Source organism: Streptomyces sp. NPDC029956 (assembly GCF_055574655.1).
In genome coordinates this window covers 1-25,548 of the sequence record NZ_JBVHZJ010000028.1, presented here as the reverse complement: position 1 = coordinate 25,548, position 25,548 = coordinate 1, and the positions used below count along the sequence as shown (strand labels likewise).

The following is a 25,548-nucleotide window of genomic DNA, read 5'->3' as shown; positions in this document are numbered from 1 at the left end:
GGGGACCGGTGCGGCCCCGCGCACGGTGCGGCACCTTCCAGTGAAACGCGGGACGGGCACGCGTGCCAGGCGTCCGGGGGATCGCTTGCGCCGCGCGCCCGGATACGGCGGACCGGGCGGACCGGGCGGGGGACGACGCCGTGTCGGGGCCGGGTCGTGCGTCCCCGTGCGAGGCGCCGACCGGCCGCGCATGCTCGAAGCATGTCCCAGGTGACCACCACCGACCTGTACGAGGTCACGATGGCGCTCTCGTACCTGCGGGAGGACATGCGGGCTCCGGCCACCTTCAGCCTCTTCGTCCGCGATCTTCCGCCGGGCCGCGGATTCCTCGTCGCCGCAGGCCTCGAGCCGGCGCTCGACCACCTCGCTCGCTTCCGGGTGGGCCGCTCCGACGTCCAGGAGTTCGCCGAGGCGCTGAAGCGGCCCGTCGAGGACCTCGCGCCGCTGCACGGCCTGTCCTTCGACGGGGAGGTCCGCGCCGTGCCCGAGGGCCGGCTCGTCCTCACCGGCGAGCCCCTCCTCGAGGTCACCGCGCCCCTCCCTCAGGCGCAGCTGGTGGAGACGTACCTGATGTCCCTCCTCTGCCACCAGACGGTGGTCGCGTCGAAGGCGGCCCGGTGTGTGCTCGCCGCCGCCGGACGGCCGCTGGTGGACTTCTCGCTGCGCCGGGCCCACGGGCCCGAGGCCGGCATGCAGGCGGCCCGGCTCTGTGCGCTGGTCGGTTTCGCCGGCACCAGCAACGTCGCCGCCGCGCGCCGGTACGGCATCCCCGCCGCGGGCACCATGGCCCACTCGTACATCGAGGCCTTCGACTCGGAGGAGCGGGCGTTCCGGGCGTTCGCCCGCACGCATCCCGGCCCGGTGACGTTCCTCGTCGACACGTACGACACGGCGCGGGGCGTCGCGACGGCCGCGCGCGTCTTCAAGGACCTCCGGCTCGGGCCGGGGTGCGCGATCCGCCTGGACAGCGGCGAGTTGGGGGCGCTGGCCCGCCGGGCCCGTGGCGCGCTGGACGAGGCGGGGCTGCGGGACGTGCAGATCATCGCGAGCGGGGGCCTGGACGAGTACCGCGTCGCCGCTCTCGTACGGGAGGGGGCGCCGATCGACGCGTACGCCGTGGGGACGAAGGTCGGCACGGCCGCCGACGCGCCGTATCTGGACGCGGCGTACAAGCTCGTCGAGTACGACGGCCGCCCCGTCATGAAGCTCTCCTCGGCCAAGGCGACGGCGCCGGGACCCAAGCAGGTCTTCCGCGGCCCCGGCCTGCGGGACGTCATCGGTCTGGCGAACGAGGAGCCGCCACAGGGCACCGAGCCGCTGCTGCGGACCGTGATGCGCGGCGGACTGCGCACGGAGCCGCCGGAGACCCCGGCCGCCGCCCGCGCCCGCTTCGAAGCCGATCTCGCCGCGCTGCCGGAGGAGGCCCGGCTCATCGAGGGTCCGGTGGCTCCACGCCCCACGGTGTCCACGCGTCTCACGGTCCTGACGACCGTCGTACGCCACCGGCTCGAAGCGCGAACCGGTATCGGGCCCAACCCCCACCGCGCCGACGGGTCCGATCGACCGGGAGACGATACCGGTTGATAATAGGATCCATGTCGCACAACACCGCAAAGAAGTCACACGGGCCGTCGACCTTGACGGTCAAGGGGCGGGACATGCGTGTGCGCACCATCGGTCTGGTGGTCCTCGCCGCCCTGGCCATCTGGTTCATCGCGGCCAACACCGGTTCGGTCACCGTCAGGCTCTGGATCCCGACGGTCACGCTTCCGCTCTGGATCGTCCTCACCGTCACCCTCCTCGTGGGCGTCGCCCTCGGCCTGCTCATCGCCCGGCGCCGCGCACAACGCTGAGGCGGCGCCGGCGAAGCCGTACGCGCCGAGGCGATGCCTCAGGGGCCCGCGGGCCCGAAGTGCCGGGTCGGCCTGCCCTTCCGGGCGAGCCGGCGCAGGTCCCGCAGGGTCGGCAGGGCGGGTTCGAGGAGGACCGGGACCAGGACGGCCCCGTTCGGCCCGGGTGAGCAGGCAGCGCGCTCCGCTCATCTGCCGCATGCCCTCATCCGCCGCACGCTCTCGTCGGCCATGCTGTCGGCGAGCCGGACGCAGGGCCCCACGGGGGCGGTCTCCCGCACGTAGTGCCCGATCTCCCGCGAGTAGTGCCTGATCTCCGGCAAGTAGCGCTTGATCCAAGGCACTTGCGCGTCGGTGCGTCGACCGAGCTCGAAGACCCTCATCCAGAAATCCCCTCCGCAATGGATAGCGGATAGCACTATTATCCATTCTGTCATCGCGCCCCTCCGCCTCCCGGAGGGGCTCTCGACCGTGCCCGCACGGGGCCGGCCTGCGGACGGCTCCTTCCCACCGCCCGCCGGGCGCACGATCTACCGAAAGGAATCTCCGCCCATGTTCGGGACACTCCTGCTCCTCGCCGTTCCCACCGTGGTGTTCCGGCTGCTCGGCGCGTTCGGCGTGGGACGGTTCGCGACCTGGCGGGTGTCCGCCCTGCACGGCCTCGCGGTCATGCTGGTCCTCACGGCGACCGCGCACTTCCTCCCGTCCGCCCTCGGCCCGATCCCCGGCCGGCACGACCTGGTCGCGATGGTCCCGCCGTTCGTGCCGCTCCCCGGCCTCGCGGTCTACGCGACCGGCGTCCTGGAGCTCCTCGGCGCCGCCGGACTCGTCAGGGAGGCCACCCGGCCGGCGGCCGGGCTCGGCCTCGCCGCGCTGTTCGTCCTGATGCTCCCGGCCAACATCCACGCGGCAGTCGAGCAGATCCCGTTCGCCGGAGAACCGGCCACACCGCTGTGGTTCAGGATCCCCGAGCAGATGATCTTCATCGGCATCGCACTGTGGGCCTACGCGCCCGCCCGCGCCGGGGCCGCCCGCCGGGCCGCCGGGGCACCCACCCGGGACCTGCCGCTTCCGTGACGACAGCCGCCGACGGCGCGCTCGGTCGCAGTCGGGCGCTCAGTCGCGGTCGGGGCGCTCGGCCGCCGGGCCGTTCACTCGCTGTCGGGGCGCCAGGCCGCCGCGGGACATGGACTCGCTTTCACGGCGCCCAGTCGCTCTCGCCCGTCGTGATCCGGACGCACTCCCCCACCATCGCCGCCAGGTCCCCGCTCTCGCGGTGGAGGCTCCGCTGGACCTGCGCGCCACCGCCTTCGTCGAGGAGCGCGGCGATGGCCGTACGGACCGAGTCGAGGTCACCGTCGGCCCTCAGCGCGTCCTGGACGTGTTCCGTCAGGGTGCCGAGCGCCGCCTCCGCCGGTGTCTCCCGCATGGTGCGGGGATCGAGGAGCGGCCCGGCCAGTCCCGATCGGGCGGCCCGCCAGGCCGCCAGCCGCAGGAGTCCGGTAGGGATGCGCGCCGCCGGTTCTCCGCTCCGCCAGGCACGGGCGGCGGTCTCGACCAGCCCCCGGGCGAGGGTGGCGACGAGCACGGTGGTGTCCGGCCGCAGACAGACGTCGGCGACCCGAATCTCGACGGTCGGATAGCTCTGCGACAGCCGGGCGTCGAAGTAGACCATGCCCGGGTCGCGGAGGACCCCGGTCGCCAGCATGTCCCGGACCCGGTCCTCGTAGCCGCTCGCATCACCGAACGGTTCGTACGGCCCGGCCGACGGCCATCGGTTCCATACGCGGCTTCGGTAACTGCTGTATCCGGTGTCCCGGCCGTTCCAGAACGGCGAGTTGCCACTGACGGCGTTGAGGAGGTGCAGCCAGGGCCGGATGCGGTCGAGCACCCCGACGCCCTCCTCGTCGGATTCCACGGAGACGTGTACATGGCAGCCGCAGGTGAGCTGTTCCCGGGTGGTGAGGGCGAACTGCTCGGCCATCCACCGGTACCTGCGACCGAGGTTCAGCGACGGCTCCACCGGCAGCGGCGACGTGGCCAGGGCGGCGATCCGGGCCCCGGCCCGCATCGCGTGGCGAGCAGCCTCCTCCCGGCACCGGACGATGCCCTCGCGCAGTTCACGCATGTCGGACACGGGCTCGGTGGCGAACTCCAGCTGCTCCTGATGCAGTTCCTTCTCGAAGACGCCCGGCGCCCCCTCCCCGCCGTCGTGGGCCGCCACGGCCAGGACGGTGGAGGACATGGCGAGCGGCTCGCCGGTCGTCGGACTGACGAGCAGCAGCTCCTCTTCCACTCCTACGGTGCGCATGGGGTTTCCTGTGCGTCATGGTCGCTGGTGGGGCGTATGCCCCGCCCGGGGGACCTCAAGCCCCCGGGGCGGCCCGGCGGACGCCGGTCCGATCCGCTACTCATCCCGGCGACTCACCGGCCTGCGGCCTCCCGCTCTCCGGCTCCCCGCCCGGCGACTCCCCGCCCTCCCCGCCCGGCGGATCGTTCCTCGGCGGATGGTTCATCGGCCCGAGGTAGTGGCACAGCGGCGGCTCCCGGGCCAGTACCGCCCCGATGGTGAACGAGAAGGTGATCGCCGCACACACCACGATCAGCCAGGACAGCACCGTGAGGACGAGGCCGAAGGATCCGTACTCCGCGAGCGTCTTGTTGAGCGCGGCCGGCATGTACAACCGGGCCGTCAGAGCCAGGGCGCTCGTCGCCGCGGCCGCCAGGATCGCGCCGGGCAGCAGCGGCAGCCACGGGACACGCTTCGCCAGCAGCAGGTGCTGGGTCCACATCCAGATGCCCACGCTCACGAGGAAGAAGACCGGCACCCCGAGCCACAGGCCCACGCCGAAGCCGTCCCGCAGCGGCCCCTGCACGAGGACCACCAGGAGCAGCGCGAGCAGCCACACCACCCACCGCCAGGCCGCGACCCGCGTCTTGGACTTGGGCAGGGCCCAGGCCCGCTCGCAGACCCTCGACATGGCCCGGCTGAAGCTGGTGGCGGAGGCCAGCGCGATGACCAGACCGATCGCACCGGTCGTCTCCTTCAGCTCGTCGTCGGCGGAGTCGCCCAGAACCTGCTGCAGTTCGACGTCGGAACGCCCGCTGAGGCCGAACATGGCACGCAGGGAGTCCCGCAGCTGGTCACGTACGGGGGCGGGGGCGAACGCCGAGACGGCGAACAGCAGCGGCACGGCGGCCAGGAAGGCCTGCGCCGCGAGCCGGGTCCCCGCGTCCAGCAGGTTCCCGCCCAGCATCCGGCTCGCGATCTCGGACAGGACGGGCAGCCGCTCCTCCGCCGTCGCGCGCAGATGCCGCCATCGGGCCGCCCCACGCGCCATGCGGCCTTCTCCGGGCATCCGCCCTACGCCCGGAGAGACGCTTCCTCGTCGGCGTCCGCCGGTTCCGCCGGTTCCGCGCCGAGGAACCGGACCACCGCGAAGGCGAACAGCAGGGCCAGCGCGAGACCGACGACCACCCAGCCGGTGGGGTGGTCCCAGAGGACGTACACGAGGACGGCCAGCAGCACCAGGATCCAGGTGATCCACGTGCGGTACCGGCGGACGAACGGGCCGACCGGGCCCGTCTTCAGACCGGCCCGGTCCGCCGCGGTGCGGGTCGCGTCGATGCCGGAGTTCCACATGCGGCGGACGACGACGGCGGGGCGGCTGGGGCCGGTGAGCCAGGCGCCGAGGGCGACCACCAGGCCGAGGGTCACCACCATGCGGACCGTGGTGCGCAGGAAGTGGATCAGCGCGTCGTAGACGGAGCCGGCGGCGGGCTGGGAGACGGTGTCGGGCAGTGCGTTGAGGTAGACCGTACGGAACACGGTCAGAGCGATGCCCAGGACCAGGGCCGCGGCGGCGACACCGATCGCCGAGGCGATCACCGTGCGACGGCGATGGGTGGACAGCAGCACACCGGCGACCACCAGCAGCACCGCGAGCACGGGCAGCCACAGCCCCATCACCTGGAGCAGGCGGAACCCCGTCTTGACCTTGCCGATGTCGTCGGACCTGACGACCGTGAAGTCGGTGTGGATCTCCGGGATCTTTCCCGCCACGGTGAGTCCCGAGTCGACGAGCCGCTCCTTGACCCGTTCGATCACGGGTGCGAGGTCGACGGTCACGGTGTCGTTGTTGATCTGTACGGCTCCGTCGCCGCTGCCCGTCAGGGCGCGGACGACGGAGGTGTGGACGGCCCGGTTGGCGTCGGTCCAGACCGTCTCGAAGGCGTCCGACGCGACGACGTCCTGCGCCTTGTCGTGGACGAAGCTGCTGACCGCGCTCTGCAGCGAGCCGCCGAGCTTCCCCAGCGCCTTGGCGAGCAGCGGACGCTGTTCGGGGGCGACCCCCTCCAGGAGGTCCTCCAGGTCGATGTGCTCCATCACGGCACCGGTGACCCGGTTGGCGACCGCCGCCTGCACGTCCGCGTCGGAGGCGAGCGGGGCGACCGTGGAGACGTACCGGTCGGTGTCGCCGACGATGTCGGCGGTCCACGCGGCGACGATGCCCAGCGGAGCGAGGAGGCATCCGATCACGATGAGCACGGCGGCCAGGAAGGAACGGCCGCGATGGCGAGGAGCGGGCCGGGCGGCCGCCTCGTCCTCCAGCGCGGCGATTCGTGCGCGCAACGCGGCCAGCTCGTTCTGATTCTCGTCGTCCGGCACGGGTGCCTCCTCGCGGTGTGCGCCCAGCCAACCCCGGCCGCACGGTTCCGGCCAGGCAGAACGGGACGAACGGGTGAGCACACGATCGCGCGCGGCCGGTTCTCCCGCGGGCCCGACCACCGACGGGCCGGGCTCCCGCCGAGTCGTGCCCGCCGCCCACGCACCGAGCGGCGCCCACCGTCGCTCGGGACGATGGGCGCCGCTCGTCGATGATCACGTGCCACTCACGCGCCAGTCAGGCGGTGATCAGTCGGAGATCGGACGGATCACGGATCAAGCGGCTCCGGTGCGGCTCTTGCCGCGGAGGCACGAGCCGTAGCCCTGGTCCCCGTAGCCCTCGTCGCCGTAACCCGGGTCGCCGTAGCCGCCGTCCTCGCAGGGGTCGTCGGCTCGGCTGTTGTCCAGCCGGGCCACCACTACCTTGTGCTCCTCGTCGATGACGTAGGGGCCCGTGACCGGGTCGGTGGGCAGCACATAGCCGTCCGGGACGGCGGTCTCCCTCAGGTAGTAGGAGCCGTTGTCCAGCTCACCGAAGGAGCAGAGCCCCGCCACGCCGGTCGTGCACGCCGTCCCGACGCGGGTGTCGGGGTCGGCGCCGCCCGTCTGCAGGCCGTTGCGCCCGTTGGTCTCCTCCCACAGCTCGAAGGTCGCGCCCCTCAGCGGCAGGCCGCTGTCCGCGTCGGCCTTGAGCAGCTTGACCGAGCCGGTGCCGGGCGGAACCGGTGTACGGCTGTTGGTCGCGGTGACGGACACGCCCGCGGCGGCGTTGTCCTCGGTCAGCACCAGCGGACCGAACACCGCCGGCGACGGCAGGTCGTACCCGTCGGGAGCATCCGTCTCCTGCCAGTAGTACGTCCCCGTCTCCACCGTCCGCTCACACACACCGTCCGCACCCGTCGTGCACACGGCACCCACCTGCGTGTCCGTGTTCGCCCCGGACGTCTGCAGACCCGCCTGACCGTTCGTCTCCTCCCACAGACGGAACGTCGCACCCGACAACGCCGCACCCGACTCGGCATCCGTCTTCAACACCCGCACCTCGCCGGTCGTCGGCGGCGTCGGCGTACGCGTGTTGGAAGCAGCGACCTCGACCCCCGCCTCCGCGTTGTCCTCGGTCAGCACCAGCGGACCGAACACCGCCGGCGACGGCAGGTCGTACCCGTCGGGAGCATCCGTCTCCTGCCAGTAGTACGTCCCCGTCTCCACCGTCCGCTCACACACACCGTCCGCACCCGTCGTGCACACGGCACCCACCTGCGTGTCCGTGTTCGTCCCGGACGTCTGCAGACCCGCCTGACCGTTCGTCTCCTCCCACAGACGGAACGTCGCACCCGGCAACGCCGCACCCGACTCGGCATCCGTCTTCAACACCCGCACCTCGCCGGTGACCGTGTTGGTCCCGTCGCAGTTCGGAAGGTCGCCGTCGAACGGGTAGGCGTGGAACTCCTGGCCGCCGCCGCCCGATGCCGCGCTGGTGTGGGTCAGGGAACCCGTGGTGAAGAAGCGGCCGTTGACGCCGGGCAGGGTGACGGTCGTGGTCGACGCCTGGTTGCCGATCAGGAAGCTGCCCTGGAACTGTCCGGTGCCGGCGAGCTCCACCGTGGTGGCGTCGGGGAAGTTCCACAGCAGGCGCTCGCGGTAGGAGTTGAGCGGGTCGGTGTCGTCGTCGATGCCGCCGCTGTAACTGCTGAGCTTCCGGTTCTCACCCACGACGTTGACGAGGACCGTCGCGGTGTCGGGGATGTTCGCGAAGACGATCCCCTGCTGCTCCCCGGCCGCGGTCGTGAGGTTGAAGTCGACGTTGAACACCTGGAGTTGCGAGGTTCCGTCGCCGGTGAAGAGCGTCTGGCCGCCCTGGTTCTCCGCCGTGCCGGTGGCCGTCCTCGGCCGACCGTCCACGCGGGCGTAGCAGCTGCTGGCGGCGGTGAGCTGGTCACGCAGTCCGGCGTACGGCACGACGGCGTTCGCGTCCTCGACCAGGGTGCCGGTCACCGTGCCCGAGACCGGGCCCGCGTGACGGACGATGCCCTGCTCCGCCACGATGCCGCCCTTCGTGTCGAGGGTCTGGCCCGCGGCGATGGTGACGCCTCCGCCGGTGGTGAGGAAGTCCGACCCGTCGGGCGGAGGGACCCGGGATCCCACACCGACGATGCCGAGGTTGTACGTGCCGCCGGCTTCCGCGTCCTTGTTCTGGTCGAAGCCGTCCAGGACCACGACCCGCCCCTCGGCCTCGGCCGCCCGGCCTCGGACGAGGAAGTCGTTGCCGACGAAGATGTTGATCGCGTCGTCGCGTCCGGCGAAGTCGCCGTTGCCGATCTCGGGGAAGTCGTCGGGGCAGTCCCCGGGGACACAGGGGCCGAGTCCTCCGGGAAGGGGGGCCGCGAGCGCGGTCGACGCGCCCGGGCCGAGCATGAGCGCGGGGACCGCGACGAGGGACACGGCGTAGGCGAGCCCGAGGGAGCCGGTACGTCTCCGAGGGCGCGCCGCGCGTCGGTGGGTGTCGGTTTTCATGCCGCGAGTCTCGGTTCCCGCTGGTCAACGCACCACGCGCGGCGTCCGAGGTTGATCCGGTCGGGGGCGACGCTCACTGTTTGGCATGAACGGCGCCTGCCGAATGGAGCAGGGGATGACGGACCGTGGCCATGGATGCTGCCGGCCCCGGCGGCGGGCGGCCGCCCCTCCCGGATCTCACCGGCTGACGTACGGCAGCAGTGCCATCTCCCGCGCGTTCTTGATGGCGGCGGCGAGCTGCCGCTGCTGCTGGGCGGTGACCCGGGTGACACGGCGACTGCGGATCTTTCCCCGGTCCGAGACGAACTTCCGCAGCAGGTCGGTGTCCTTGTAGTCGATGTACGTGATCTCGGCGGCATCGAGCGGGTTGGGGCGGGCCTTCAGCGGCTTGCGGGGTTCCTGGCGGCGGGCCATGGGATGTCCTTACGGGTCGGTGGGGCTGGCTGTTCCGGGTCGGGGGGCGTCCGGAACGGGTCAGGTCGGCCGTCCGGGCCGGGTAGGTCGGCCGTCCGGGCCGGGTCGTGCGTGGGTCAGGCGGCGTCGAGGAGGGAGTCGAAGGCTGCGGGCAGGCGCCTCCAGCCCTCCGGCCCGGACGCGTACTCCTCGTCCGTGAGCAGGCAGGACTCGAGGAGCCGTTCCAGTCCGTCGCGATCGAGTCCCGGCGAGGTGAAGACGAGGTGCTGGCAGCAGTCGCCGTGCTCGGGGTGCCAGTCCAGCGCGGCGGCGGCGCGGCGCATCGGCGGGACCAACTCCCAGGCGGCATCCGGCAGGGAGGCGAGCCACGGGCCGGCGCTCTCGACGCACAGCGCACCGCCCGCGGCGTCCCAGGCCAGCAGGGTGTCGGGGCGGTCGGCCAGCCAGAACCGGCCGCGGCTGCGCGCGGCGGCGCAGCACAGGTCCTCCAGCGCCGCGTACAGGCGCTCGGGGTGGAAGGGTCGTCGGCGGTGCCAGACGAGGGTCGCGACACCGGCGTCGTCCGCGTCCTGCGGCAGCAGCGCGCACGCGGGGTGCTGCGCCGCCGCGGCGGCCTCGACGTCGAAGCCGGCGAAGACGGCCTCGACCAGATCGCCCGAGTCGGCGGCCACCCGGCGCGCGGTGGGGTGCAACTGGGCGAGCAGCGCGTGGTCCTCGTCGTCGGCCTCCTCCTTGTCGACGAGCGCGAGGACCGGCGCGTACTCCAGCTGACGGGCGAAGGTGTCGCCGACGGTGCGCCGGTCGGTGGGGGCGGCCGCCAGGCCGGCGTCTGCGAGGTCGTCTCCGTTGGCGAGGCAGGACAGCACGAGAGCCGGGTCCACCGCCGTGATCACGTTGGTGAGGGTGAGGTCGTCGCCGGCGTGGGCGGCGACGACCTCGGCCATCGTCTTCGGCTCGACCGAGTCCCACAGTTCGACCACGGCGAGCCGGGTCAGGCCGGCGCCGGCGAGTCGCTCCAGCTCCGGTACGAGGTCCTCGCGCAGCGCACAGCACGCGCAGCCGTCGACGAGGGGCGCCCCGTCCTCGGACAGGAGTCCGCTCGCGTCGCGGACGACGCGGCGCACCGTGCCGTCCGGTGCGCCCGTCAGGTCGTGATGGAGGGCGACGCTGCCGGGGACGGCCCGCAGGAGGCGGTCGACGACCTCCTTGCGGGCGTCCGCGTGGATGCCGGCGACGATCACGACGGGCAGTCGGGATTCCCGCGCCATCAGCGGGCCCCGTAGCGGCGTTCGAAGCGCTCGACGCGTCCGGCGGTGTCCATCACGCGGGCGGTGCCCGTGTAGAAGGGATGGCTCACCGAGGAGATCTCGACGTCGACGACCGGGTACGTCTGTCCGTCCTCCCAGTCGATCGTCTTCTCGCTGGTGAGGGTGGAGCGCGTGAGGAACGCGGAGCCTGAGGCGGTGTCGCGGAAGACGACGGGGCCGTAGGCAGGGTGGATGCCGGGCTTCATGGCAGGACCTTTCTTCTGTGCGGCTCTTCTGTGCGGCTCTTCTGCACCGCCCGTCTGCGGCGCTCTTGCGCGGCGCTTCCGCGCGGCCGGTGTGTGTGGGTGCTCAGCGCTCTTCGCGGAAGTCGACGTGGCGGCGGACCATCGGGTCGAACTTGCGCAGCACCAGTCGGTCGGGGTTGTTCCGCCGGTTCTTGCGGGTGACGTAGGTGAAGCCGGTGCCCGCGGTGGAGCGCAGCTTGATGACGGGGCGGAGTTCGTTGCGTGCCATGAGGCTAGTATATGGCAACGGTTATCATTTCCAATAAGCGATGGCCGGCGACGGCCCCAGAGAGAGACAGGTCACACCCATGTCCGCCCACTGCCAGCTGACCGGCGCGAAGCCCGGCTTCGGCAACACGATCTCCCACTCCCACCGGCGGACCTCGCGCCGCTTCGACCCGAACATCCAGCACAAGCGCTACTGGCTGCCCAGCGAGGGCCGCAATGTCCGGCTGACTCTGAGCGCCCGGGCGATCAGGACGGTGGACTCGATCGGCATCGAGGCGGCCGTGGCCCGGATCCGGGCACGCGGGGGGAAGGTCTGATGGCGAAGCAGAGCAAGATCGCACGGAACGAGAGGCGCAAGGCGATCGTCGAGCGTCACGCCGCGAGGCGGGCCGAGCTGAAGGAGATCCTCCGCCGCCCGTCGTCGACCGCCGCGCAGCGCGGGGCCGCGCGGGAGGAACTGGACCGGCAGCCGCGCGACGCGAGCGCCAGCCGGGTCCGCAACCGCGACGGCGTCGACGGCCGACCCCGCGGCTACCTGCGCAGGTTCGGACTCTCCCGCGTCCGCACCCGGCAGCAGGCGCACGCGGGCTTCCTTCCCGGCGTGACCAAGTCCTCCTGGTAGTCACCCCGGAGGCGAGCCGGCCCGCTGTCGAGCGGGAGGCGACACGGGCCGGCCGCAGGTCACGGATTCCGCACCGTCGACACGGGCCGGCCGCAGGTCACGGATTCCGCACCGTCGACACGGGCCGGCCGGTCACGGATTCCGCACCCGCACGAGGCTCTGACCTGGAACGACTCGGGCGGCTCGGGCCGGATCCACGCCCCCGGACGACCCCCACCCGGTGCTCGGCGAAAAAAACTTCGGCCGGAGCTGAATCCTCTTGGGGGGTCGCCGTCTCTTATGTGTGTACCGGCCGAACGCGCCGGCGGAACAACAGGAGGAACACCATGGTCACGGCCCTCGTAGTCATCGGAGTCCTGCTCGTGGGCGCGTGCAGCTGGCACCTCATGCGCCGCTACAAGAGCCGAAGCTGACGAGTGCCTGCGCGCGGGGCGCCCGCCGGGTATGAGTAGCACATGAACCAACGTTTCTCCTGGCCGGACGAGCGGCTGATCAAGGCTGCTCAGGACGGCGATGTCACGTCGCTCACCACCGTCGTCATGGAATCGCAGCCTCATGTGCGCAAGTTCGCCAGGTCGCTGTGCGCCTCGCCTCAGGACGCCGAGGACGCCGCACAGGAGGCGCTGATCATCCTCTACCGGAAGATCGGCACGCTGCGGGCCACCGGTGCGCTCGCCTCGTGGATGTTCCGGATCGTGCGCCACGAATGTCTCCGGCAGGTGCGGCTGCTCGTCCATCGCAACGACGAGCCGCCGACCGAGCCGGGGGCGTCCGCGGAGCCGTCCGCCGAGGAGGCGGTGCTGCACAGGCTGGAAGTGGAGCGGATCGCGGCCGCCGTCGGCGCCCTGCCCCGCGACCAGCGGCAGGTCCTGATCATGCGGGACGTCCAGGGGCTGCCCGGCAGGACCGTCGCCCATTCCCTCGGCCTGAGCAACGCCGCCATGAAGTCCCGGCTGCACCGAGCACGTGCGGCGGTGCGTCAGTCACTGGAAGCGATCGACCAAGCACCCGACCAGGCCACCGACCAGGCGGCCTGATCGAGCCAACGACCACCCCGTCGGAGGAGAGTCAGGACCGTGAACATCGTGAAGCCCGCACAGGGCGACCAGATCCGGGTCACCACGAAGGCCCCGGCGAACGACATGAACTTCGCCAGCAAGTCCGTGCCGCGCCACCTGGCGCGCGGCGCCATCGGCTTCGGGCTGATCATCGGCTCGATCGCCATGGTGCCCGTCGCCGGTCCGGCCACGCTGCTCGCGGCCCCGCTCGCCCTGATCGCCTTCCGCGGCTGCCCCACGTGCTGGATGGTCGGCCTGGCGCAGACGATCTCGCGCGGCCGGCTGGAGCGCCAGTGCGTGGACGGCGTCTGCACCCTCACGAAGGCGGACCCGGTGGCGAAGGCCGCCGGTGAGCCGGCGGCCGACAGAAACGTCCCGGCCGCCTCCCGGTGACCGCTCCACGGCCTGACCGTGGACCGCGTGCCCCGCGCACTCCCGCCTCCCCGGCTCCCCCGCGGTCTCGGCCCCGGGGTCCCGGACTCCGGCCCGGCTGATTCTCGCCCTTGTCGACCGACCTGGGTGAGGTCACCGGGCCGGCAGGCATGGGCGCCGAAGGGCCCGCCGTTCTCCGACGACCTGCGTCTTCCGAGGCGAGAAAGCACGTGCTGCACAAGTACGCGCTGTTTCCGTTCGGTTAACCGAGCGGCTACGCGAGACAGGTTCTCGATGCCGGTCCCCCGATTACCCGGCATATTGATTCTCGGACCAACTCCTGCGCCCTGGCCATTGGTTTACGGAGCGCCGACTCGATGCTAGGGTCCGAATTGAGATTGAGTCAGGCTGGGCCGCCGAGTCGGCCGTGCCGTTGATCGTGCTTCACGGGGGGAGCAACAACATCATGATCCGCCATGCCCAAATTCAGGCGGCAGCAACGCCATCAGACAGCGCGGTACGTGGCCCTTCAGGCGGTGCGGCGGAAAAGCGGGGACCGTCGGTCCAGGATGGACCATCGCAGCAGGTACCGGGTGGGGTCGACGACCGGACGGTCGCCGTCGTCGGGCTTTCCTGCCGCTTTCCCGGCGGGGCGAACCCCGCCGAATTCTGGAACCTTCTCAGGAACGGCCGCGATGCGATAGCAGAGCCGCCCGCCGATCGCACACACCTTGCCTCCCTGGCCGACGGTTCACCGCGCCCCGGTGGTTTTCTGCCCAGGGTCGACACCTTCGATGCCGAGTTCTTCGGAATTTCCCCGCGTGAAGCAGCCGCGATGGATCCGCAGCAACGGCTCGTCCTCGAACTCGCCTGGGAGGCGCTCGAGGACTCCGGCATCGTTCCGGCCACCCTCGCCGACACCGCCACCGGCGTCTTCATGGGTGCGATCGCCGACGACTACACGGCCGTCACGCACGCCGCCGGCCCCGACGCCACCTCCGCGCACACCGTGACCGGGCTGCACCGGGGCATCATCGCCAACCGGGTGTCGTACGTCCTCGGGCTCCGGGGCCCCAGCATGGTGGTGGACACCGCACAGTCATCCGCGCTGGTCGCAGTACATCTGGCCTGCGAGAGCCTGCGCCGCGGCGAGTCCGTCACGGCCCTCGCCGGCGGCGTCAACCTCAACCTCGCGCCGGAGAGCACCCAGGCCCTGGCCGCCTTCGGCAGCCTCTCGCCCGACGGCCGATGTCACACACTCGACGCCCGGGCGAACGGCTACGTCCGGGGCGAGGGCGGCGGCGTGGTGGCGCTGAAACTCCTCAGCCGGGCCCTGGCCGACGGGGACCGCATCCACTGCGTCCTGCACGGTGGGGCGGTCGGCAGCGACGGCGCGAGCGAGACCCTTCCCACGCCGAATGGAAAAGCCCAGGAACGCGTCATACGCGACGCCTGGGACAATGCACGAATACCGCTGGAACAAGCGCAGTACATAGAAATACACGGATCGGGCACCCGGGTCGGCGACCCCATCGAGGCAGCTGCTCTGGGCGCTGTTTTCGCCTCTTCCCGCTCTTCGGAGAATCCCCTCAGGCTCGGATCCGTCAAGACGAATATCGGCCACCTCGAAGGCGCCTCGGGCATCGCGGGACTCGTCAAGACCATTCTCTGCCTCGCCGAGCGGGAACTCGTACCGACCCTGAACTACGAGACCCCGAATCCGCAGATCCCCTTCACCGATCTCCGTATCGCCGCCGCCACGGAAACCGGACCGTGGCCGAATCCCGACGGGCCGCTGGTCGCCGGTGTGACATCGGTCGGGATGGGCGGAACCAACTGCCATCTGGTGCTCGGCTCCCGGCCGGAGAGCACGGCTTCGGGCGCCGCGATCAAGCCGCACCAGCCGCGGCGGCGAGACGATTCGGAAGGTTCCGAATCCCTGGCCTGGGTGATTTCCGGGCGCGGTGACACGGCGCTGCGTGCCCAGGCGGGCCGCTTACGCGAATACCTCGCCGCGCACCGGGGTTTCGATGCCGCCGCGATCGCCCGGGCCCTCGCGCACGACCGGACCGCCTTCAGCCACCGGGCCGTCCTGGTCGGCGCCGACCGGAACGAGCTGCTGACCGCCCTGGACGCGGTGGCCGACGCCGGCGTCGACCGGGGCGCGGTGCAGGGCAGCAGCCACCAGGCCGCCCGCGAGGCCGTGTTCGTCTTCCCCGGCCAGGGTTCGCAGTGGGCCGGCATGGCCGCCGAACTCCTCGACGGCGCCCCCGTCTTCGCCCGGGTCGTCGAGGACTGCGAGCGCGCGCTCCGCCCGTACCGCGACTGGTCGCTGACCGATGTGCTGCGCGGCCGCACCGGCGCCCCCGCCCTCGATCGTGACGACGTCGTGCAGCCCGCACTGTGGGCCGTGATGGTCGGTCTGGCCGCGCTGTGGCGCGCGGCAGGTGTCGAACCGGCCGCGGTCGTCGGCCACTCGCAGGGCGAGATCGCCGCCGCGACCGTGAGCGGCGCCCTGTCCCTGGACGACGCGGCCCGGCTGATCGCCGTACGGAGCGCCGCCCTCGGCGCTCTGGCCGGACGCGGCGGCGGCATGCTCACCGTGTCGCTGCCCGCCGACCGGGTGCGCGAAGACCTCGCCGCATACCCGGGGTTGAGCGTGGCCGCCGTCAACTCGCCCGGCATGACCGTGGTCGCGGGTGACGGGGCCGCCCTGGACGCCCTGGCCGCCCACTACGGCGAGGACGTCCGCACCCGGCGCGTGCCGGTCGCGTACGCCTCGCACAGCCCGCACGTCGACGCCGTACGCGACAGCCTGCCGGCGGAGCTGGCCGGAATCGCACCGCGCACCGGGTGTGTGCCGCTGCACTCGACCGTGACCGCCACGGCGCTCGACGGCTCCGAACTGGACGTCGACTACTGGTACCGCAACCTGCGGGAGCCGGTGCGGTTCGAGCCCGCCGTGCGGGCTCTGCTCGACGCGGGGCACGAGCTGTTCATCGAGATGAGCCCGCACCCCGTGCTCGCGCTCGCCGTCCAGCAGACCGCGGAGGCCGCGGACCTGCCGGTCGCCGCGCTGGGCACCCTGCGCCGCGACGAGGGCGGCCCGCAGCGGCTGCTGCTCGCGTTCGGCGAGGCGTTCTGCCACGGCGCGGACGTGGACTGGTCCGCCGTCCTGCCCTCCGGCGGCGCGCGCGCCGAGCTGCCGACGTACGCCTTCCAGCGGCGCCGCCACTGGATCGCCGGAGCGCCCGGCTCCGCCCGCGCGCTGCCGTCGGCCGGAACCGTGCCGTCGCCGACGGCGTCCGTCCGGGCTCCGGTGGGCCCGGAGGACACCGAGGAGACGCAGGGCTCCGAGCCGGCCCGCTCGCTGACCGGGCCGGCCGCCCTGGAGCTGGTGCGGGCGCACACCGCCGCCGTGCTCCGCTACGACTCCGCCGCCGAGATCGAGCCGCGGCGGACGTTCAAGGAGCTGGGCATCGACTCGGTGATGGTCGTCGAGCTGCGCAACCGGCTCGTCGCCGCCACCGGGCGCAGGCTCCCCACGACCGTGGTGTACGACCACCCCAGCCCCGCCGCCCTGGCCGCGGTGCTGGCCGACGGGCAGCAGGGCGCGGCGGCCCCCGAGGACCGTGCGGGTCAGGACGGCGATCCGATCGTGATCGTCGGTATGGGGTGCCGCTTCCCGGGCGGGGTCGACTCCCCCGAGGCGCTGTGGCGGGTCGTCGCCGAGCAGCGCGACGTCATCTCGGGCTTCCCGGCGGACCGGGGCTGGGACCTCGACGGCCTCTACCACCCGGACCCCGCCCATGTGGGCACCACCTATGTGCGCAACGGCGGTTTCCTGGCGGGCGCCGCGGAGTTCGACGCCGAGCTGTTCGGGATCTCGCCGCGTGAGGCGCTGGCGATGGACCCGCAGCAGCGTGCCTTCCTCGAGACGTGCTGGGAGGCTCTGGAGCGGGCCGGTATCGCCCCGGACTCGCTGCGCGGCACCCAGGCGGGCGTGTTCGCCGGTGTCATGGCCCAGGAGTACGGGCCGCGTCTCGGTGAGGCGGGTGCGGGTTCCGCCGGGTTCGGTCTGACGGGCACGACGTCGAGCGTGGCCTCGGGCCGGGTGGCCTACACCCTCGGCCTCCAGGGCCCCGCACTCACGGTCGACACGGCATGCTCGTCGTCCCTCGTCGCACTGCACCTCGCCGTCCAGGCCCTGCGGTCCGGCGAATGCTCCCTCGCCCTCGCCGGCGGCGTCACGATCATGTCGACCCCCGGCATCTTCGTCGAGTTCTCCCGCCAGCGCGGACTCGCGACCGACGGCCGCTGCAAGTCGTTCTCCGCGGACGCGGACGGTACGGCGTGGGCCGAAGGCGTCGGTGTCCTCATCGTCGAGCGACTCTCCGACGCCCGCCGACTCGGGCACGACGTGCTCGCCGTCGTCGCCGGTACGGCCGTCAACCAGGACGGCGCGTCCAACGGCCTCACCGCACCCAGCGGCCCCGCGCAGGAACGCGTCATCCGCGCCGCCGTCCAGGACGCCGGAGTGACCTTCGCCGGAGTCGACGCGGTCGAAGCCCACGGCACCGGCACCGTCCTCGGCGACCCCATCGAGGCGCAGGCGCTGCTCGCCACCTACGGCAGCGAACGCGACGGCGGCCGGCCCCTCATGCTGGGGTCCCTCAAGTCCAACCTCGGACACGCCCAGGCCGCCGCCGGCGTCGGCGGCGTCATCAAGATGGTCATGGCGCTCCAGCACGGTGAACTGCCCGCCTCCCTCAACGTGAGCAAGCCCAGCGAGCTCGTCGACTGGGACAACGGCGGCGTCGAGGTCCTCACCGAACCCCGCCCCTGGCCCGCCGATGCAGACCGCGCCCGGCGTGCCGGCGTCTCCTCCTTCGGCATCAGCGGCACCAACGCCCACGTCATCCTCGCCGAACCCCCCGCACCCGAACCGGCCGCGACGTCAACGGACTTCGGAGACGACGACTCCGCACCCCTGTGGGTGCTGTCCGGCCGGAACGAGGCGGCGCTGCGCGCTCAGGCCACCGCACTCGCCGACGCCCTCGACGACTCCGGCGAGGTGTCCGACCGCGACCTCGGCCGCGCCCTGGCCACCACCCGTACCGCGCTCGACCACCGCGCGGCCGTCGCCGCCGAGGACCGTTCCGAGGCCCTCGCGGCGCTGACCGCCCTCGGCCGCGGCGAGCCGCACTCCGCGCTGACGCTCGGCACGGCACGCCCCGACGACGGCCTCGCGTACCTCTTCACCGGGCAGGGCAGCCAACGCGTCTCCATGGGGCGTGAGTTGTACGAGAGCGAGCCGGTGTTCGCCGCCGCCGTCGACGCGGTGTGCGCCGAACTCGACGCCTGCCGCGCCTCCGTGCCCAGCACTCCGCCGGTCCGCGAGGTGATGTTCGAGGACGCCGACGCGCTCAACCGGACCGAGAACACGCAGTGCGCGCTCTTCGCCCTCCAGGTGGCGCTGTTCCGGCTCCTCGAGCACCGGGGCCTGGCGCCGGACGCCGTACTCGGCCACTCCATCGGCGAGTTCGCCGCCGCCCATGCGGCCGGCATCCTCACCCTGCCGGACGCCTGCGCCCTGGTCGCCGCGCGCGGCCGGCTCATGCAGTCCCTGCCGGCCGGCGGCGCGATGCTGGCCGTCCAGGCGTCGCAGGAGGAGGTCCTCCCGCTCCTCGAAGGCCGCGAGCACGAGGTGAGCATCGCCGCCGTCAACGGCCCTCTGGCCGTCGTCGTCTCCGGCGACGTCGAGGCCGTCGAGCAGCTCGCCGAGGCGTTCGCCGCCTCCGGCCGCAAGACGCGGCGGCTCGTCGTCAGCCATGCCTTCCACTCGCACCGCATGGACGGGATGCTCGACGCCTTCGCGGCGGTGACCGCGGGCGTCGCGTACGCGGAGCCGCGCATCGCCATGGTGTCCACCGTCACCGGCGGGCCCATCGAGGTCACCGCCGACTACTGGGTGCGGCAGGTGCGCCGGGAAGTGCGGATGTCCGACGGTCTGGCGGCCCTGCACGGCCTCGGGATCCGGACGTTCCTCGAACTCGGCCCCGACGGTGTGCTGTCGGCGCTGGGCCAGGACTGTCTCGACGACGACACGTCGGCGTTCGTCCCCGTCCTGCGCCGCGGCCGGTCCGAGCAGCGCACTCTGGCCGCCGCGCTCGGCACCCTGCACGTCCGTGGCCGGGGCCCTGACTGGGACGCCGTGTTCGGCGCGGGACCGACGCCGGGACTGCCCACGTACGCCTTCCAGCGGGAGCGGTACTGGCTGACCGCGCACGGCGCCGAAGGGGCGGCCGGGCACCCGCTGCTCGGGCCCGCCGTCGAACTGGCCGAATCCGGGCAGGTCGTCCTGACCGCCCGGCTCGGCCGCCGTACGCACCCCTGGCTCGCCGACCACGCCGTCCTCGGTTCGGTGCTGCTGCCCGGCACCGCGTTCCTGGAACTGGCCGCCTCCGCGGGCGCGCAGACCGGTACGCCGAGGGTCGCCGAACTCACCCTGCTGGCGCCGCTGGTGATCCCCGAGGAGGGCCGCACCGAGGTGCAGGTCGTCGTGGCCGCGCCCGGCGACGACGGACAGCGGGCGCTGACCGTGCACGCCCGCACCGAGACGCCGGACGGCGCCGTCGAGCCGTGGACCCTGCACGCCACCGGAGCCCTCGCCCCGCACGACGGAGCCCCCGCGACCGCGGCGGGCCCGCCGTCCACCGAGGCCGAGCCGCTGATCGTCGACGGCTGCTACGACGAGCTGGCCACCGCAGGGTACGCCTACGGGCCCGTCTTCCAGGGCCTGCGCGCCGCATGGCGGCAGGGCACCGACCTCGTCGCCGAGGTCGCGCTGCCGCCGTCCGTCACCGACGCCGCCTCGTACGGGCTGCACCCGGCGCTGCTCGACGCGGCGCTGCACCCGATCGTCATGACGGCGCTGGCCGACGGAAACCGCCGTCTGCTGCCCTTCTCCTGGCGCGGTGCGACCGTGCGCCGGCCCGGCGCCCGTACCGCCCGCGTGATCATCACCGCCACCGGCCCCGACGCGGTGTCGCTGACCCTGCTCGACGAGTCCCGCGCGGTGGTCGCCGAGGTCGAGGAGCTCGTCCTGCGCCCGGTGAGCGACGAGGTGACCGTCCCGCGGTCCCTCCACCGGCTGGACTGGATCCCGGCCACGGTGGACCGGGAACCGGTGCCGTCGGCCGCCGCGCTCGGCTCCGCCGACCTGGGCGTCGGTGCGCTGTACGCCGATCTCGCGGCCCTGGGCGGCGCCCTCGACGCGGGGCTTCCCGCCCCCGCGGTGGTCTTCGCGCCGCTCGCGGACCTCGGGAACCCCGGTGACGTCAACGGTCCCGGGGAGCCCGCCGACGGGTCGGGGGCCGGCTCACGGCCCGCCGTGCACCGTGCGCTCGCCCTGCTCCAGGAGTGGCTGGCCGACGACCGGCTCGCCGACTCCCGGCTGGTGCTCGTCACCCGGGCCGCCGTGGCCACGGCCGCCGACGCCGACGTGAACCCCGGACTCGCCGCCGTCTGGGGTCTGGCCCGCTCGGCGCAGACCGAGAACCCGGGGCGCGTCGGGCTCCTCGACGTGGAGTCGGCCGCCGACTGCCGTACCGCGCTGCCGTTGATCGCGGCGGAGCACCAGCTCGCCGTACGGGGCGACGAGCTGCTCGTACCGATGCTCGGCCGGGCGACGGCCGACGGCTCCCTGGTTCCCCCGGCCGGGGTCACCGCCTGGCGGCTCGGGGTCCGCGACCGCGGCACCCTGGACCACCTGGCGCTCGAACCCTGCCCGGAGGTGCTGGCCCCGCCGGCCGACGGCGAGGTACGCATCGCCGTGCGCGCCGCGGGCGTCAACTTCCGCGACGTCCTGAACACCCTCGGTCTCTACCCCGGGGATCCCGGTCTGCTCGGGCTCGAAGGAGCCGGTGTGGTCACCGAGGTCGGGCCCGGCGTCACCGGCCTCGCCGTCGGCGACCGGGTCATGGGGCTGTTCTCCGGGGCGTTCGGCCCGGTGGTCGTCGCCGACCACCGGCGGGTCGCCGTCATGCCGGCCGGCTGGACCTTCGCCCAGGCGGCGTCCGCGCCCATCGTGTTCCTCACCGCCTACCACGCCCTGGTCGACCTCGCCGGCCTGACCGCGGGCGAGCGCGTCCTGATCCACGCCGCCGCCGGCGGAGTCGGCATGGCCGCCGTCCAGCTCGCCCGGCATCTCGGGGCGGAGGTGTACGGCACGGCGGGACCCGGAAAGTGGGACGCCCTGCGTTCCCTCGGCCTGGAGGGCGCGAACCTGGCGTCGTCCCGCACCCTGGACTTCGAGTCCGCGTTCGGCGCGGCCACCGGGGGCCGCGGCATGGACGTCGTACTGAACTCGCTCGCCGGTGAGTTCGTCGACGCCTCCCTGAGGCTGCTGCCGAACGGCGGTCGCTTCGTGGAGATGGGCAAGACCGATCTGCGCGACCCACAGCGGATCGCCGCCGACCACCCCGGGGTGCACTACGGCTTCTTCGACCTGCTGCAGGAACCGACCGAACGGATCGCCGAACTCCTCACGGACGTGCTGCGGTTGCTGTCCTCGGGGGCGCTCACCCCGCTGCCGCTGAGCACCTGGGACGTACGCCGGGCGCCGGAGGCGTTCCGTCACGTCAGCCAGGCCCGGCACATCGGCAAGGTGGTCCTCACCCTGCCGGCGGCCCTCGACCCGGACGGCACGATCCTCGTCACGGGCGCCACCGGCGCCCTGGGCGGGCTCGTCTCGCGGCACCTGGTGACCGAGCACGGCGCGCGCCGTCTGCTCCTCGTCAGCCGCCGCGGACCCGATGCCCCGGGTGCCCGGGAACTGGCGTCCGAGCTCACCGGGCTGGGTGCCGAGGTGACGCTCGCCGCCTGTGACACCGCCGACCGCGACGCCCTCGCCCAGCTGCTCTCCGGCATACGGCTCACCGCCGTCGTCCATGCCGCGGGAGTGCTCGACGACGGTGTGATCACCGCGCTCACCCCGGAGCGCCTCGACACGGTGCTCGCCCCCAAGGCCGCCGCGGCCCGCAATCTGCACGAGCTGACCGCCGGTCACGACCTGGCGGCCTTCGTCCTGTTCTCCTCCGTCATGGGTGTCATCGGTGGCGCCGGCCAGGGCAACTACGCCGCGGCCAACGCCTACCTCGACGGCCTGGCCCAGCACCGCAGGGCACAGCGCCTTCCCGCGCTCTCCCTGGCCTGGGGCATGTGGGCGGACACCGCGGGACGACCGGGCGGCGCCGGAATGGCGGGGTCCCTGTCCGAGGCCGACCGGAGTCGGCTCGCCCGGACCGGCCTCGCGCCCATCGACCGGACGGAGGGGCTCGCTCTGCTCGACGCGGCACTGCGCACGGACACCGCCGCGCTCGTCCCCGCTCCGCTCGACCGTGCCGCCCTCGGCGCGCTCGGCACCCGGCTGCCCACCGTGCTGAGGGACCTCGCACCGTCCGCACCACGGCCGGCGCAGGCGGCGGCCACCGCCGCGGCCCCGCCGACCGCGACGCTGCGCGACCGGCTCGCCGCGCTGGGCACGGCCGAGCGGGAGGAACTGCTCCTCGACCTCGTCCGGGTGCAGACCGCCGCCGTGCTCGGCCTCGGCTCCGCGTCCGGCGTTCCCGCCGACCGGTCCTTCAAGGACATGGGCTGCGATTCGCTGACGCTCGTGGAACTGCGCAACAGGCTGCAGACCAACGCCGATCTGCGACTGCCTGCCACCTTCCTCTTCAACTACCCCACGCCGATCGCGGTGGCGGCCCATCTGCACACCGAACTGGCGCCGGACGAGACGGAATCCGCCGCCGTCGGCGACTCCGGCGCCGTGCCGGGCATGATCGAACTCGACGGCCTGGAAGCGGCCCTCGCCGACCTGCCGGACGACACCCGGGACGACATCAGGGACGAGATCGTCCAACGCCTCCAGGCCCTGGTGGCCCGCGTCCCGGCTCAGCGGACCCGGGCCGACGCCAAGGATCTGGCGGCACGGGTCGAGTCGGCCTCGGTCGACGAACTCCTCGCGTTCATCGACTCCGAACTCTGACCCCGAACCCCACTCCGACGACGACTCCACCTGCGCACCGCACGGACCCGGACCTCGGTCCGCTCGTCCTGTCCCGCGCGCGGCGCGCCCGGGCACGTCCCACGGGCGTGCCGTGCCCGGAGCGCACGCGCACACGCACAGCTTCACGACGCCTACGGGGGCATCATCACCATGACAACAACGGACAACGACAAACTCGTCGAATACCTCAAGCGCCTCACCGTCGACCTCCACCAGTCCCGGCAGCGGGTCCGTGAGCTGGAGGCCGACACCAACGATCCGATCGTGATCGTCGGCATGGGGTGCCGCTTCCCGGGCGGGGTCGACTCCCCCGAGGCGCTGTGGCGGGTCGTCGCCGAGCAGCGCGACGTGATCTCCGGGCTCCCGACCGACCGGGGCTGGGACCTCGACGGTCTCTACCACCCGGACCCGGACCACTCCGGCACGTCCTATGTGCGCGACGGTGGATTCCTCAGCGGCGCGGCCGAGTTCGACCCGGCGTTCTTCGGGATCGCTCCGCGCGAGGCGCTGGCGATGGACCCGCAGCAGCGGCTGCTCCTCGAAGTGTCGTGGGAGGCCCTGGAGCGGGCGGGCATCGCGCCCGGAACGCTGCACGGCACGTCGACGGGCGTGTTCCTGGGCGCGATCGCCCAGGAGTACGGGCCGCGTCTCGGTGAGGCGGGTGCGGGTGCCGCCGGGTTCGGTCTGACGGGCACGACGTCGAGCGTGGCCTCGGGCCGGGTGGCCTACACCCTCGGCCTCCAGGGCCCCGCACTCACGGTCGACACGGCATGCTCGTCGTCCCTCGTCGCACTGCACCTCGCCGTCCAGGCCCTGCGGTCCGGCGAATGCTCCCTCGCCCTCGCCGGCGGCGTCACCGTCATGTCGACCCCCGGCATCTTCGTCGAGTTCTCCCGCCAGCGCGGACTCGCGACCGACGGCCGCTGCAAGTCGTTCTCCGCGGACGCGGACGGTACGGCGTGGGCCGAAGGCGTCGGTGTCCTCATCGTCGAGCGACTCTCCGACGCCCGCCGACTCGGGCACGACGTACTCGCCGTCGTCGCCGGTACGGCCGTCAACCAGGACGGCGCGTCCAACGGCCTCACCGCACCCAGCGGCCCCGCGCAGGAACGCGTCATCCGCGCCGCCGTCCAGGACGCCGGGGTCTCCTTCGCCGGTGTCGACGCGGTCGAAGCCCACGGCACCGGCACCGTCCTCGGCGACCCCATCGAGGCGCAGGCGCTGCTCGCCACCTACGGCAGCGAACGCGACGGCGGCCGGCCCCTCATGCTGGGGTCCCTCAAGTCCAACCTCGGACACGCCCAGGCCGCCGCCGGCGTCGGCGGCGTCATCAAGATGGTCATGGCGCTCCAGCACGGTGAACTGCCCGCCTCCCTCAACGTGAGCAAGCCCACCGGGCTGGTGGACTGGGACAACGGCGGCGTCGAGGTCCTCACCGAACCCCGCCCCTGGCCCGCCACGGACGGAAGGGTCCGCCGGGCGGGAGTGTCGTCGTTCGGGATCAGCGGCACCAACGCCCACGTCATCCTCGCCGAGGCCCCCGCGGCCGAGCAGGTCGCCGAGAGCGCGGCGCGAGAGCCGGGAGTGATGCCGGACGGCACTGTCCTCCTGGACGGCGCGACGCTGCCGTGGACGGTGTCGGCTCGTTCGGCCGAGGCTCTGGCCGAGGCCGCGGGCCGGCTGGCGGAGTACGTACGGGCACGGCCCCAGCTCCGCCCCGCAGATGTGGCGTTCTCCCTGGCCGCCAAGCGGTCCGCCTTCGAGTCCCGTGCCGTGGTCCCCGGCGCCGAGGGCAGGGACGGGCTCCTCGCCGGTCTCGACGCGCTCGCCTCCCGCGAGATCGACGGCGAGAACGGCGTGTCCTCCTCCCGTGCCGTGTTCGTGTTCCCCGGGCAGGGTTCGCAGTGGGTCGGGATGGCCGTCGAGCTGCTGGACTCCTCCCCCGTCTTCGCACGCGTCATCAGCGCATGCGAGAAGGCGCTCGCGCCGTTCGTGGACTGGTCCCTCACCGCCGTCCTGCGCGGAGACGACGACGCACCCGGCCTCGACCGCGTCGACGTCGTCCAACCCGCCTCCTGGGCCATGATGATCGCCCTCGCCGCCCACTGGCGCGCCAACGGCGTCCACCCCACCGCCGTCGTCGGCCACTCCCAGGGCGAGATCGCCGCAGCCGTCGTCGCCGACGGCCTCACCCTCGAAG

At 72.9% G+C, this 25,548-nt stretch carries 18 protein-coding genes; 9 read left to right on the top strand and 9 right to left on the bottom strand.

The window, feature by feature from the left end; translation table 11 throughout:
- The first annotated feature begins 201 nt into the window (after positions 1-201).
- Both ACZ4XX_RS22295 and ACZ4XX_RS22290 read left to right on the top strand, forming a co-directional pair.
- Positions 202-1,584: a nicotinate phosphoribosyltransferase gene (locus ACZ4XX_RS22295; RefSeq protein ID WP_468509604.1), complete on the top strand. Its 1,383-nt coding sequence runs from the start codon at positions 202-204 to the stop codon at positions 1,582-1,584.
- A gap of 74 nt (positions 1,585-1,658) precedes the next feature.
- Positions 1,659-1,853, top strand: a complete 195-nt coding sequence (locus ACZ4XX_RS22290) for a lipopolysaccharide assembly protein LapA domain-containing protein (RefSeq protein WP_468509603.1) — start codon at positions 1,659-1,661, stop codon at positions 1,851-1,853.
- 185 nt (positions 1,854-2,038) lie between these two features.
- Here the strand turns inward: ACZ4XX_RS22290 and ACZ4XX_RS22285 are convergent, their stop codons facing one another.
- Entirely contained in the window at positions 2,039-2,233 is a 195-nt protein-coding gene (locus ACZ4XX_RS22285; protein ID WP_468509602.1) for a hypothetical protein, read from the bottom strand.
- A gap of 169 nt (positions 2,234-2,402) precedes the next feature.
- Here ACZ4XX_RS22285 and ACZ4XX_RS22280 point away from each other — a divergent pair, with 169 nt between their 5' ends.
- Entirely contained in the window at positions 2,403-2,927 is a 525-nt protein-coding gene (locus ACZ4XX_RS22280; RefSeq protein ID WP_468509601.1) for a DoxX family protein, read from the top strand.
- 121 nt (positions 2,928-3,048) lie between these two features.
- Here the strand turns inward: ACZ4XX_RS22280 and ACZ4XX_RS22275 are convergent, their stop codons facing one another.
- The 8 genes from ACZ4XX_RS22275 to rpmG form a co-directional block, all read right to left on the bottom strand.
- A complete protein-coding gene (locus tag ACZ4XX_RS22275; protein WP_468509600.1) occupies positions 3,049-4,161 on the bottom strand; it encodes a glutamate--cysteine ligase 2 in 1,113 nt (370 codons plus the stop codon).
- Between the two features lie 100 nt (positions 4,162-4,261).
- A complete protein-coding gene (locus tag ACZ4XX_RS22270) occupies positions 4,262-5,191 on the bottom strand; it encodes a YhjD/YihY/BrkB family envelope integrity protein (RefSeq protein WP_468509599.1) in 930 nt (309 codons plus the stop codon).
- A 23-nt stretch (positions 5,192-5,214) separates the two neighbouring features.
- Complete coding sequence (locus ACZ4XX_RS22265) at positions 5,215-6,519, bottom strand: hypothetical protein (RefSeq protein WP_468509598.1); 1,305 nt, start codon at positions 6,517-6,519, stop codon at positions 5,215-5,217.
- Between the two features lie 273 nt (positions 6,520-6,792).
- A complete protein-coding gene (locus ACZ4XX_RS22260) occupies positions 6,793-9,030 on the bottom strand; it encodes a choice-of-anchor A family protein (RefSeq protein ID WP_468509597.1) in 2,238 nt (745 codons plus the stop codon).
- Between the two features lie 177 nt (positions 9,031-9,207).
- Positions 9,208-9,444, bottom strand: coding sequence for a 30S ribosomal protein S18 (rpsR, locus tag ACZ4XX_RS22255; protein ID WP_468509596.1), 237 nt, complete (start codon positions 9,442-9,444; stop codon positions 9,208-9,210).
- 116 nt (positions 9,445-9,560) lie between these two features.
- Positions 9,561-10,712 carry a CobW family GTP-binding protein gene (locus ACZ4XX_RS22250; protein ID WP_468509595.1) on the bottom strand — a complete coding sequence of 384 codons (1,152 nt, stop codon included), beginning with the start codon at positions 10,710-10,712 and terminating at the stop codon, positions 9,561-9,563.
- Complete coding sequence (locus ACZ4XX_RS22245) at positions 10,712-10,957, bottom strand: type B 50S ribosomal protein L31 (RefSeq protein ID WP_468509594.1); 246 nt, start codon at positions 10,955-10,957, stop codon at positions 10,712-10,714. Before ACZ4XX_RS22245 ends, ACZ4XX_RS22250 begins: the two co-directional genes overlap by 1 nt.
- 103 nt (positions 10,958-11,060) lie before the next feature.
- The gene (gene rpmG, locus ACZ4XX_RS22240; RefSeq protein ID WP_468509593.1) at positions 11,061-11,225 is read right to left on the bottom strand and encodes a 50S ribosomal protein L33; all 165 of its coding nucleotides are present in this window, start codon (positions 11,223-11,225) and stop codon (positions 11,061-11,063) included.
- A gap of 79 nt (positions 11,226-11,304) precedes the next feature.
- Between rpmG and rpmB the strand changes: the two genes are divergently transcribed.
- The 6 genes from rpmB to ACZ4XX_RS22210 all read left to right on the top strand — a co-directional run.
- Positions 11,305-11,541, top strand: coding sequence for a 50S ribosomal protein L28 (gene rpmB / locus ACZ4XX_RS22235; protein ID WP_468509592.1), 237 nt, complete (start codon positions 11,305-11,307; stop codon positions 11,539-11,541).
- Positions 11,541-11,846, top strand: a complete 306-nt coding sequence (rpsN, locus tag ACZ4XX_RS22230) for a 30S ribosomal protein S14 (RefSeq protein WP_468509591.1) — start codon at positions 11,541-11,543, stop codon at positions 11,844-11,846. The genes rpmB and rpsN overlap by 1 nt, the downstream gene beginning before the upstream one ends.
- Before the next feature lie 557 nt (positions 11,847-12,403).
- On the top strand, positions 12,404-12,883 hold the full coding sequence (locus tag ACZ4XX_RS22225; RefSeq protein ID WP_468509671.1) for an RNA polymerase sigma factor: 480 nt from the start codon (positions 12,404-12,406) through the stop codon (positions 12,881-12,883).
- A 39-nt stretch (positions 12,884-12,922) separates the two neighbouring features.
- On the top strand, positions 12,923-13,297 hold the full coding sequence (locus ACZ4XX_RS22220; RefSeq protein WP_468509590.1) for a hypothetical protein: 375 nt from the start codon (positions 12,923-12,925) through the stop codon (positions 13,295-13,297).
- A 445-nt stretch (positions 13,298-13,742) separates the two neighbouring features.
- Positions 13,743-23,327: a type I polyketide synthase gene (locus tag ACZ4XX_RS22215; protein WP_468509670.1), complete on the top strand. Its 9,585-nt coding sequence runs from the start codon at positions 13,743-13,745 to the stop codon at positions 23,325-23,327.
- A 171-nt stretch (positions 23,328-23,498) separates the two neighbouring features.
- Positions 23,499-25,548 (top strand): type I polyketide synthase (locus ACZ4XX_RS22210; RefSeq protein WP_468509589.1); only part of this gene is annotated, 2,050 nt, incomplete at its 3' end.

Excerpts from the sequence above, each read along its gene's own strand:
- ACZ4XX_RS22295 (WP_468509604.1), top strand. The coding sequence starts at position 202 with ATGTCCCAGGTGACCACCACCGACCTGTACGAGGTCACGATGGCGCTC.
- ACZ4XX_RS22290 (WP_468509603.1), top strand. The coding sequence starts at position 1,659 with ATGCGTGTGCGCACCATCGGTCTGGTGGTCCTCGCCGCCCTGGCCATC.
- ACZ4XX_RS22285 (WP_468509602.1), bottom strand. The coding sequence starts at position 2,233 with ATGAGGGTCTTCGAGCTCGGTCGACGCACCGACGCGCAAGTGCCTTGG.
- ACZ4XX_RS22280 (WP_468509601.1), top strand. The coding sequence starts at position 2,403 with ATGTTCGGGACACTCCTGCTCCTCGCCGTTCCCACCGTGGTGTTCCGG.
- ACZ4XX_RS22275 (WP_468509600.1), bottom strand. The coding sequence starts at position 4,161 with ATGCGCACCGTAGGAGTGGAAGAGGAGCTGCTGCTCGTCAGTCCGACG.
- ACZ4XX_RS22270 (WP_468509599.1), bottom strand. The coding sequence starts at position 5,191 with ATGGCGCGTGGGGCGGCCCGATGGCGGCATCTGCGCGCGACGGCGGAG.
- ACZ4XX_RS22260 (WP_468509597.1), bottom strand. The coding sequence starts at position 9,030 with ATGAAAACCGACACCCACCGACGCGCGGCGCGCCCTCGGAGACGTACC.
- rpsR (WP_468509596.1), bottom strand. The coding sequence starts at position 9,444 with ATGGCCCGCCGCCAGGAACCCCGCAAGCCGCTGAAGGCCCGCCCCAAC.
- ACZ4XX_RS22250 (WP_468509595.1), bottom strand. The coding sequence starts at position 10,712 with ATGGCGCGGGAATCCCGACTGCCCGTCGTGATCGTCGCCGGCATCCAC.
- ACZ4XX_RS22245 (WP_468509594.1), bottom strand. The coding sequence starts at position 10,957 with ATGAAGCCCGGCATCCACCCTGCCTACGGCCCCGTCGTCTTCCGCGAC.
- rpmG (WP_468509593.1), bottom strand. The coding sequence starts at position 11,225 with ATGGCACGCAACGAACTCCGCCCCGTCATCAAGCTGCGCTCCACCGCG.
- rpmB (WP_468509592.1), top strand. The coding sequence starts at position 11,305 with ATGTCCGCCCACTGCCAGCTGACCGGCGCGAAGCCCGGCTTCGGCAAC.
- rpsN (WP_468509591.1), top strand. The coding sequence starts at position 11,541 with ATGGCGAAGCAGAGCAAGATCGCACGGAACGAGAGGCGCAAGGCGATC.
- ACZ4XX_RS22215 (WP_468509670.1), top strand. The coding sequence starts at position 13,743 with ATGATCCGCCATGCCCAAATTCAGGCGGCAGCAACGCCATCAGACAGC.